This window comes from Staphylococcus sp. acrmy, assembly GCF_022690565.1.
GTDB classification, from domain to species: Bacteria; Bacillota; Bacilli; order Staphylococcales; family Staphylococcaceae; genus Staphylococcus; species Staphylococcus caledonicus.
The window spans coordinates 74,416-84,470 of the sequence record NZ_JALCVE010000010.1; the positions used below are offsets into that span (position 1 = coordinate 74,416).

At 35.0% G+C, this 10,055-nt stretch carries 6 protein-coding genes and 1 pseudogene; 3 read left to right on the plus strand and 4 right to left on the minus strand.

The features are described from left to right. The first annotated feature begins 393 nt into the window (after positions 1–393). Both FH144_RS10235 and FH144_RS10240 read left to right on the plus strand, forming a co-directional pair. Positions 394–1,200: a VOC family protein gene (locus tag FH144_RS10235; protein WP_242315664.1), complete on the plus strand. Its 807-nt coding sequence runs from the start codon at positions 394–396 to the stop codon at positions 1,198–1,200. A 256-nt stretch (positions 1,201–1,456) separates the two neighbouring features. Beyond that, positions 1,457–2,389: an alpha/beta hydrolase family protein gene (locus FH144_RS10240; RefSeq protein WP_242315666.1), complete on the plus strand. Its 933-nt coding sequence runs from the start codon at positions 1,457–1,459 to the stop codon at positions 2,387–2,389. A 119-nt stretch (positions 2,390–2,508) separates the two neighbouring features. Here the strand turns inward: FH144_RS10240 and FH144_RS10245 are convergent, their stop codons facing one another. Next, positions 2,509–4,002, minus strand: a complete 1,494-nt coding sequence (locus FH144_RS10245) for an aldehyde dehydrogenase family protein (RefSeq protein ID WP_242315668.1) — start codon at positions 4,000–4,002, stop codon at positions 2,509–2,511. 228 nt (positions 4,003–4,230) lie between these two features. Continuing rightward, a complete protein-coding gene (locus FH144_RS10250) occupies positions 4,231–4,890 on the minus strand; it encodes an NAD(P)H-dependent oxidoreductase (RefSeq protein ID WP_242315670.1) in 660 nt (219 codons plus the stop codon). Between the two features lie 318 nt (positions 4,891–5,208). On the opposite strand from FH144_RS10250, the gene FH144_RS10255 reads away from it, so the two are divergent. Further along, positions 5,209–6,201, plus strand: coding sequence for a D-lactate dehydrogenase (locus FH144_RS10255; protein ID WP_242315672.1), 993 nt, complete (start codon positions 5,209–5,211; stop codon positions 6,199–6,201). A gap of 91 nt (positions 6,202–6,292) precedes the next feature. Here the strand turns inward: FH144_RS10255 and FH144_RS10260 are convergent, their stop codons facing one another. Continuing rightward, the gene (locus tag FH144_RS10260) at positions 6,293–7,090 is read right to left on the minus strand and encodes a Cof-type HAD-IIB family hydrolase (protein ID WP_242315674.1); all 798 of its coding nucleotides are present in this window, start codon (positions 7,088–7,090) and stop codon (positions 6,293–6,295) included. 187 nt (positions 7,091–7,277) lie between these two features. Beyond that, positions 7,278–10,055: pseudogene (locus FH144_RS10265) on the minus strand (YSIRK signal domain/LPXTG anchor domain surface protein); the annotation flags it as partial.

Sequence of the window (10,055 nt, forward strand, 5' to 3'; positions counted from 1 at the left end):
AGTCGTCTCTACGTCTTTTTCTTTATCAATATTTTATGTCGATACTCCGTATTGTGGGTTCGCGTTCCGAGGAGATGGGTCGAGCCGCGGTCTCGACTCTCATCCTATTCTCTCAGGAGTCTCGCCAACAATACTCCGTTATTTATATGTTATTTTACAATTAAAAATTAAATACTAAAATCTAACGCGATTTAACTTACTCTTCTTATAGAAACTTATATCTTAATCTATTGTATATTGTCATATTTTATTAATCGGTTGTATTGATATCTCAACTTCTTTTTTAACTTCCTAAACAATGTGCTTGCTTATTTTTTATCATAGTAGTATATTTATTATACTTAATATAAATAATAGATAAAGATGAAGTTTCATCTTAGGAGGCACTTTACTATGAATGCATTTCATACTACTAAAGCTACACAAGTTACTAACATTACATTAAACGTTGAAGATTTAAATAAAATGACACAGTTTTACTCAAATATTTTAGGCTTTTCAATTAAAGAACAAGATGATCAACACACTGTATTTAATATCGGTGCACATGGACATACATTAACTTTAAACTACTTAGCTGACGGACGCCGTCAAGGGTTCAGAGAAGCTGGTCTCTTCCATATTGCCTATCTTTTACCTACACGAGCTGATTTAGCGAACTTCTTATATCATGCAAGTCGCTTAAATATACGTGTTGGTGGTGGCGATCACTTAGTTAGTGAAGCATTATATTTAGCTGATCCTGAAGGCAATGGCATTGAAGTCTATCAAGACCGTCCAAACGAAGACTGGCAATGGGATGGTAATTACGTCAAAATGGATACCCTAGAAGTGGATGCGGATGACTTAATCGATCAACGCACAGAAGAAGGCTGGCAAGGTTGGCCTGAAGATGGCATGATTGATCACTTACACCTTAAAACACATGATTTAGGACAAGCACGTGACTTTTATATTGAACAAATTGGTTTAGAACATATTTCTAATTACCCACAAGCTTTATTCATGTCTACTGAAAAATATCATCATCACATTGCCACAAACACTTGGCAGTCTAGTGAAGTAAGAACAGACAATGAACACACTTATGGCTTAGCACATTTTGATATTTATAAACCAGATATGGAAGAAACTCATTTAACATCACCAGAAGGTTTCGACGTAACTGTTCATAGTGATACTAGCGTCGTGCCAGGCTAACTTTCATCTAATCAAATGATATATCCCCCTCCATTAACACAAATAATGGCGGGGATTTAACGTTATATCATTAATAATTTAGTAATGAGCAGTTTGATTTCACTATCTTGAATTGCCGTTTACAATAGTCTTTCAATCAAATTAATTTGATGATTCAATTGATGGAGCATGAATTACTTTCAATCAAGATATATCTTATCTAGCGTTAGTAACTCCGCTTCATTTAGTTGAACTCATTTTACAAAGGAGAATTACATTGACGATTACAAATATAGATTTAAATAAAGAAAACACTATTATTTCAATAAAAACAATTAAACTTCATGATTCAAATCGTAATACAGATGCCATTCTAAAAATAACGGCGCCTATGGATTGGAATAATGCGCCGGTTATCTTATTCGCGCATGGGTTCGGATCTTCTTTAGATGGTTATGGCCCACTTGCTGATTTCTGGGCAAGACATGGTTTTGTTGTCATTCGACCAACGTTCCTAGATTCTAGAACTGTTAACTTAGATTCAGACGATCCACGCCAACCTTATATTTGGAAACATAGAGTTCAAGATATGAAACTTATTTTAGACCAATTAGATACAATTGAAGATTACCTTCCAGGCGACCATTATCACCTTGATCGTTCTAAAATAGCGACAGCTGGTCATTCATTTGGTGGTCAAACTGCCGGTAACTTACTAGGTTTACAAGTATTAGATTTAAACACTCAAAAGAGAGAAGATTTATCTGATTCAAGAGTTAAGGGCGGTATTTTAATCGCAACTGCCGGTGAAGGTGGCGATAATCTTACAGAATTTGCAAAAGAAAATTTCTCATTTTTAAATCCTTCATTTTCTAATATGTCTAAACCAGCACTTGTTATCGCAGGTGATCAAGACCACAATCCACTTACAGTACAAGGTCCAGAGTGGATGATGGAACCGTACCATTTAAGTCCAGGGCCTAAAAGTCTATTAACACTTTATGGCGCTGAACATTCATTAGGCGGTATCGCAGGTTATGAAGTAAAAGAAACTACTGATGAAAATCCTGAACGTGTGAGATTGATTCAAGAAGTCACATGGGCTTATTTCCGTCATTTATTAGATATTGAACATGATAGTTGGAAACAAGTTCAATCTTCCCTAGCTAATAAAGATAACGCTATGGGTTACATCGAATCTAAAGAATAAATAGTTTATATTTTATATGTATATAAAAACGGTCATCTCTATTGAAGTCCAATAGAAATGACCGTTTTCTTTATTTAAGAATATAAGTTAGTTTCTTAATCTTAATGGTTTATTGTTTATTAGTATAAACCTTTTGTTTCATTGCTTGTATCTATGAAGATATTTTTAGATTGTTGATAGTTTTTAATTGTATCTTTGTAGATTTCACGACCGATACCTGATTTTTTATAACCGCCAAATGGTGCGCCAGCTGGGAATTGGTTGTAAGTGTTAATCCAGATACGACCTGTTTTCATTGCTTTAGCAACATTTAGTGCACGGTTAATATTAGTAGTAAAGATACCGCCTGCTAAACCGTATTCTGAGTCGTTCGCAATTTTAATTGCTTCGTCTTCATCTTCAAATTTTTCTACGACTAGTACTGGTCCGAAGATTTCTTCTTGTGCTAATTTATGACTATTATCTTTTAATTCGATAATTGTTGGTTCAAAGAAATAACCTTTGTCGCGACCGTTGTCAGTAATACGGTGGCCACCAGTTAGAATATTAGCTGAACTATCTTCTTCTGCAAGTTTTACGTAGCTTTCGATTTTTTCAAGTTGTTCAGGTCCAGTTTGCGCACTCATTTTAACGTCTTCGTCAAATGGATCGCCGACTTTAATATTTTCAAATGCTTCTTTTAGTTTAGGCATTACTGTGTCATAAATAGAAGATTGAACTAATAAACGTGAACCTGCACTACATACTTCACCTTGGTTGAATAAGATACCTAATTGAGCACCTTCAACAACTTGATCTAAGTTAGCATCGTCGAAGATAATGTTTGCACTCTTACCACCAAGTTCTAATGTAGTTGGTACGATACGTTCTGCACCTGCTTTAGCTACGCCATAACCAACGTCAGTTGAACCAGTGAATGATAATTTATTTACGCCTTCGTGATTGAAGATAGCGTCACCTGATTCAGAACCTTTACCTGTTAGGATATTCACTACACCTTTAGGTAAAACTTCTTGGAAAATTTTCGCAAGTTCAATTAATGATAATGGTGTAGATGATGATGGTTGAATAACAACAGTGTTACCAGCTGCTAATGCTGGCGCTAATTTCCATGATGCTAGTAGAAGTGGGAAGTTCCATGCAACTACGGCACCTACAACGCCAATTGGTTCATTAACTACTAAGCTCATTGTATTATCATCGATTTGGTTAACTGTACCTTCGTCAGTTGTTAATACACTTGCAAAGTATTTAAAGTGGCTTGCTGCTAATGGTACGTCGATTGTAGACGTTTCACGATATGGTTTACCATTTTGTAATGATTCAACAGTTGCGAAGTGTTCTGCTTTTTCGTGAATACGACGGCTAATTTCTAATAAATAATCCGCACGTTCTTCTTTGGAAATTTTGCTCCAGTCGTCGAATGCATTATGTGCAGCTTGAACGGCTTTGTCGACATCAGATTTTGATGCTTTAGCTACTTCTGCTAAATCTTCGCCGTTAGCTGGGTTTGTTACTGTTAATGTGTCTCCACTTTCACTTGCTTGGAAATCACCATTAATAAATAATCCGTATTTTTCATCTATAAAATCTCTAACATTTACTTTTGCCATAGTTCATCATCCTTTATATAAGATTTATGAAGCCTTTTGCAATTGTTCTATATCTATTACATCGATTAGATGTAAGCGTTTACTACAACTAAAGTTATTTTACCTTTTATTACTTGAGATATAAAATAACTTGCTTATATTTAATTCCACATTTTCAAGATTTAAAACCTATAACAAAAAGACTACTAATAGTCAGTGCAACACTTCTAATAGTAGTCTTATCTATATTTATTTAATCCATTCGATGACGTCTTCAGCTGGTTGGCGAACTTTATCTTTAGGTTCGTTCTTACGATAGCCGAATGCAACCATCACTGATGGCGCAAAGTGTTCTGTATCCACTACGTCTTCTTCTGCTAAAATTTCTGTCACTTTATCTAAGTCGAAACCTTCCATTGGACATGAATCAATGCCGAGCAATGCTGCTGATGTCATCATGTTAGTCAATGCGATGTAAGTTTGTTTACTAGCCCAGTCCAATAATGTTCTTTCACTGTCGTTAATATGGAAGTTTGTTTGGAAATTATTAAATTTGTCTTCTACGGCTGGGATAGTACTTTCTTCATATTTCTTAATACCACGAATAATATGTTGCACGTATTCTGATGATGCAGTCACATTTTTACGAGCAAGAATAATCACGAAATGACTCGCACTATCTAATTGCTTTTGTGCACCCCAACTATAAGGTTTTAATTTATCTTTTAACGCTTCGTTCTCAACGACGATAAAACGCCAAGGTTCTAAACCTAATGAGCTTGGTGATAAACGTCCAGTTTCTAAAATTGTATTAAAATCTGATTCACTTATTTTCTTTTGGGCATCAAATTCTTTTGTTGCATGTCTAAAATTAAATGCTTTAATAATCGTATCTTGCATCTCAGTCATGACATATACCTCCTAAGTATGTAATAGTTAGATTATAAATGATAAATTCATTTGCCAAAAGTTATACGCTTACATTTTCGGTGCCGAAAAAAATTGATGAAAAATAACAATTTTATGTGGATTTTTTATCATTTTAAAAAGAAATTTATATTTATCTATTGAATTGTGAATAAATTCACAATATAATATATCTATGAGTTAAGTAATAGAGATGTTTCCAACCATTATTCTAATTATAAATATTCATTTCTATATGTAACTTCTGTCTTACTTACTTATTTATTAATATTTTATACAAATTGAAATGGGGTTAATATAATGACAAAAATTATGTTTTACGGAACTCGTGATTACGAAAAAAATGACGCTTTAAATTGGGGGAAAGCTAACAATATAGAAGTTGTTACGACTGAAGAAATTTTAAGCGAAGATACAGTAGATATGGCTAAAGGTTTCGATGGCGTTACTACAATGCAATTTGGTAAATTAGCAGAATCTGTATATCCTAAACTTGAAGAATATGGCATTAAACAAATAGCTCAACGTACTGCAGGTTTCGATATGTACGATTTAAAACTTGCTAAAAAACACGGCATCATTATTTCTAACGTACCAAGTTACTCTCCAGAAACGATTGCTGAATATTCAGTATCAATTGCTTTACAATTAGTTCGTAAATTCCCTGCAATTGAAAAACGCGTTCAAGAACATAATTTCAAATGGGCTGCACCAATTATGTCTACACCTATTAAAAACATGACTGTAGCAATTATCGGTACTGGTCGTATCGGTGCTGCAACTGGTAAAATCTATGCTGGTTTCGGTGCTAAAGTAGTAGGTTATGATGCATACCCTAATAATTCATTAGATTTCTTAGAATATAAAGATTCAGTTGAAGAAGCAATTGCTGATGCTGACATCATTTCATTACACGTACCTGCAAACAAAGAAAGCTTCCATTTATTCGATGCTGACATGTTCTCTAAAGTTAAAAAAGGCGCTGTATTAGTTAACGCTGCACGTGGTGCTGTTATCGATACACCTGAATTAATTAAAGCAGTTAACAACGGTACTTTATTAGGTGCTGCTATCGATACTTATGAAAATGAAGCAGCTTACTTCACATATGACTGGACTAATAAAGAAATCGAAGATAAAACATTATTAGAATTAATTGAAAATGAAAATATCTTAGTAACACCACACATTGCATTCTTCTCAGATGAAGCTGTAAGAAACTTAGTTGAAGGTGGATTAAACGCTGCATTATCTGTTATCAATACAGGTAAATGTGACACTCAATTAAACTAAGATAGTAATCATATAATTAAAAAGGATGAAATCTCTATTTGAGAAGATTTCATCCTTTTTTATATTCTTAGGAAAGTTGCCAACAATACTACTATTTCAATACTTCTTGTTCGATAATTTGTAAGACACCTTGTTCGTCATTGCTTGGTGCGACTGCTTTTGCAATCTCAAATAGCGATTGATCTTGACTGTTTGCCATTACATAACTATATTCTGCTAATTCCAACATATCTTTATCATTGTTCGCATCTCCAAATGCCATAAGTTCAGAAGTTGGCATTCCCCACTCTTCTAATAATCGAGTAAGCGCCTGGCCTTTTGTCATATTCGGCATGATAATATCAATACTATTATGCCCACTTGAAACAAGTTTAATAGTCTCGCTAAACTTTTCTTCTAAATCAGTATCGAGTGTTGAATGTGTGTCACGATTAATATTAAGCGCAATCTTCACGTATTCATCTTCTGGCAACGGTTGGAACGAATCAATTTCTTCTAGTTGATGATAATAGAAATGCGCATCTTTTTTAAATGCTTCGCTTGTATCTTTTAAAATATAGGCACTTTTTAACCCACACACTATAAATTCATCAATTTTTCTATCAATGTTTAAATAATCTACTATTTCTTTATAGTCCTTTTTATTAAAACTACGATAATTATATAATTCTGTTCCATGATAAATAACTGCCCCATTTTCAGAAATAAAGAACATATCTCTTTCTCCAAAAATAGATTTCAGTTTTGAAAATTGATTACCACTAGCAGCGATAAATTCAATATGTCGTGACTTTAATTCTTGAAAAATTCTGTCAAATCGTGCTTTATCATAGGCTTTGTTTGAATCTAAAAATGTCCCATCCATATCTACAGCAATTGCTTTAACCATATTCGTTCCCCCTTATGCACTATGTTATATTCTCATTCATTATATAGTTCATAGTCTATAGGTTGAAGATACCCACGACAGGATGAAACAATATTCACATTTTGAAATGACTTTCATTATTAAAATAAGCGCCCCCTTTTCCATTCAGAAAAGGAACGCTTAATATCTTTAATCTAGCATAGTTAGATTATTTAGTTTGCTGTTTGCGACTGCCTTTTAACAACAATAAACTACCAACAAGTAATAATAAATATTCTAATGATAGTTCATCAGATTGACCTGTATTAGGTAAAGCATAGCGTTTAGCTATCACAGAACGATATTGATTCATAGCTTCTGTCATAGTGTAGCCTTGACCTTGTGTAGTCATATTTTCATATGATGAAACATGATTATATCTGTCTGAGTAATTATCACCGTTATGACCATAATGATTGAATTCATAATGATCTACAAATTGACGATGGTCGTTGCCATAATATCTGTCAAAGTGTGATTGGTGATTATAGTCATAATGCATTTGTTGATTAGAATATCCATTGAAATGCTGTTGATTATTGTAACCATAATTAAAGTGTTGTTGACCGTTATAACCATGGTTAACATGTGGTGGGTTGTTATAACCATAGTTGTAATTGAAATTATGATCATAGTAATTATGGTTGATATGTGTCACTTCAATTGGCTTTCTTGGGATTACAATGCTTGGATGGTTGTTAAAGTCAATATTGATATTACCATCCTTGTCCATGTAATAATAGTTAATCGTTGCTGCATTATTACCCATGCAAGGTACTTTGATTTGTCTACCGTCAGCTAAGAATATATTTGTATTTCTATGATTATCAATATAATAATGGTTTACGATATTTTGTGGCGTATGAGTTTCGTGTGGTGGTGCTGGTGTTTGATTATCAATTACCACTTTTTTATCATCACTAAAGATAATGACTGTATTACCATTATTATCTTTTTGAATTTCTTTTACTGTCACTGAGTGACCATCTTGACCTTTTGGAATTGTAACGCTATTACCATCACTAAATTCAATTACGGTATTACCGTCTTTCGTAATTCTTTGACTTGTAATAGTAATTGACTTTCCATCTTTACCGTCTTGACCTTTTTCAATAGTAATTGTATTACCATCACTGAAGGTTACAACGGTATTACCATCTTTATCTTTGTGGCTTTCTTTCACAGTAACTGAGTGACCATCTTGGCCTTTAGGAATTGTGACTGAGTGTCCGTCACTAAATTCGATGATTGTGCTACCATCAGATGTTATTCTTTGGCCTACAATTGTAATTGATTGGCCGTCTTTTCCATCTCGACCATTAGTGCCGTTGATTCCATTGTTTCCATTATTGCCATTTTGACCGTTATAACCGTTGTTGCCATTTTGGCCGTTTTGACCATCTCTACCGTCACGTCCGTCGCGGCCATCTCTACCATCTCGACCGTCTTTTCCGTCGTGACCATCTTGGCCTTTTTCAATAGTAATAGAACTATCATCACTAAAGATTACGACAGTGTTACCGTCTTTATCTTTATGAGTTTCTTTTACTGTAACTGAATGGCCATCTTGACCTTTAGGAATTGTAACTGAGTGACCATCACTAAATTCGATGACAGTATTACCATCAGGGGTAACTTTTTGATTAACAATTGTAATTGATTGACCATCTTTTCCATCACGGCCATTGTCACCACGGTCACCTTTATCGCCTTTGTCACCTTTAGAGCCTTTTGGTATTGTGATTGTTTTGCCGTCTGTAAACGTTACGACTGTGTCGCCTGTTTCATTGACTTCTGTCTTCGCAATACCGACTGATGTACCTTCTCCACCTTTATCACCTTTTGGAACTGTCATGATTTTACCATCAGTGAAGTGCACCACTTTATTGCCATCACCATCTGTTTCGATGTTTACGATACCAATTGATGTGCCATCTTTTCCGTCACGACCATTGTCACCGCGATCACCTTTTGGAATTGTGATTGTTTTTCCATCATTAAAGTGGAGGACAGTATTACCATCTTTATCTGTTTCTGTACTTGTAATAGTGATTGATGTGCCATCTTCACCTTTGTCGCCTTTTGCGCCTTTTGGTATTGTGATTGTTTTGCCGTCTGTGAATGTTACGACTGTGTCGCCTGCTTCATTGACTTCTGTTTTCACGATACCGACTGATGTGCCGTCTTCACCTTTGTTACCTTTTGGAACAGTCATAGTTTTACCATCAGTAAAGTGAACTACTTTATTGCCATCGCTATCTGTTTCAATGTTTACGATACCGATTGATGCACCGTCGTGGCCATCTTGACCATTGTCACCACGGTCGCCTTTATCTCCCTTAGGGATCGTCACTGTTTTTCCGTCGTTGAAGTGGATAACTGTATTACCATCATTATCTTTTTCTGTGTTTGTGATTGTAATTGACGTACCATCTTGACCGTTTTCACCTTTAGCACCTTTTGGAATAGTTACTGATTTGCCATCACTGAAATGAACAACTTTATTACCATCACCATCTGTTTCTGTGCTAGTGATTGTAACTGATGTTCCATCTTGACCATCTTTTCCGTCGGCGCCTTTTGGAATTGTCATAACTTTACCATCTGTGAAGTGAACGACTTTGTTTCCATCGTTATCTGTTTCGATATTCGTAATGCCAATTGATGTTCCATCTTGACCGTCTCGACCGTCTTTACCGTCGGCACCTTTGTCACCCTGAGCTCCTTTTGGTATTGTGATTGTCTTACCATCGGTAAACGTTACAATTGTGTCGCCTGCTTCATTAACTTCAGTTTTCGCGATATCTACTGATGTTCCATCATGTCCGTCTTGACCATTTTGTCCATCTTTACCATCAGCACCTTTGTCTCCTTTTGGAATAGTTACTGATTTGCCATCACTGAAGTGAACAACTTTATTGCCATCGGCATCTGTTTCTGTACTTGT

Coding starts and splice junctions, on each gene's coding strand:
- FH144_RS10250 (WP_242315670.1), bottom strand. CDS start 4,890: ATGACTGAGATGCAAGATACGATTATTAAAGCATTTAATTTTAGACAT.
- FH144_RS10245 (WP_242315668.1), bottom strand. CDS start 4,002: ATGGCAAAAGTAAATGTTAGAGATTTTATAGATGAAAAATACGGATTA.
- FH144_RS10255 (WP_242315672.1), top strand. CDS start 5,209: ATGACAAAAATTATGTTTTACGGAACTCGTGATTACGAAAAAAATGAC.
- FH144_RS10260 (WP_242315674.1), bottom strand. CDS start 7,090: ATGGTTAAAGCAATTGCTGTAGATATGGATGGGACATTTTTAGATTCA.
- FH144_RS10235 (WP_242315664.1), top strand. CDS start 394: ATGAATGCATTTCATACTACTAAAGCTACACAAGTTACTAACATTACA.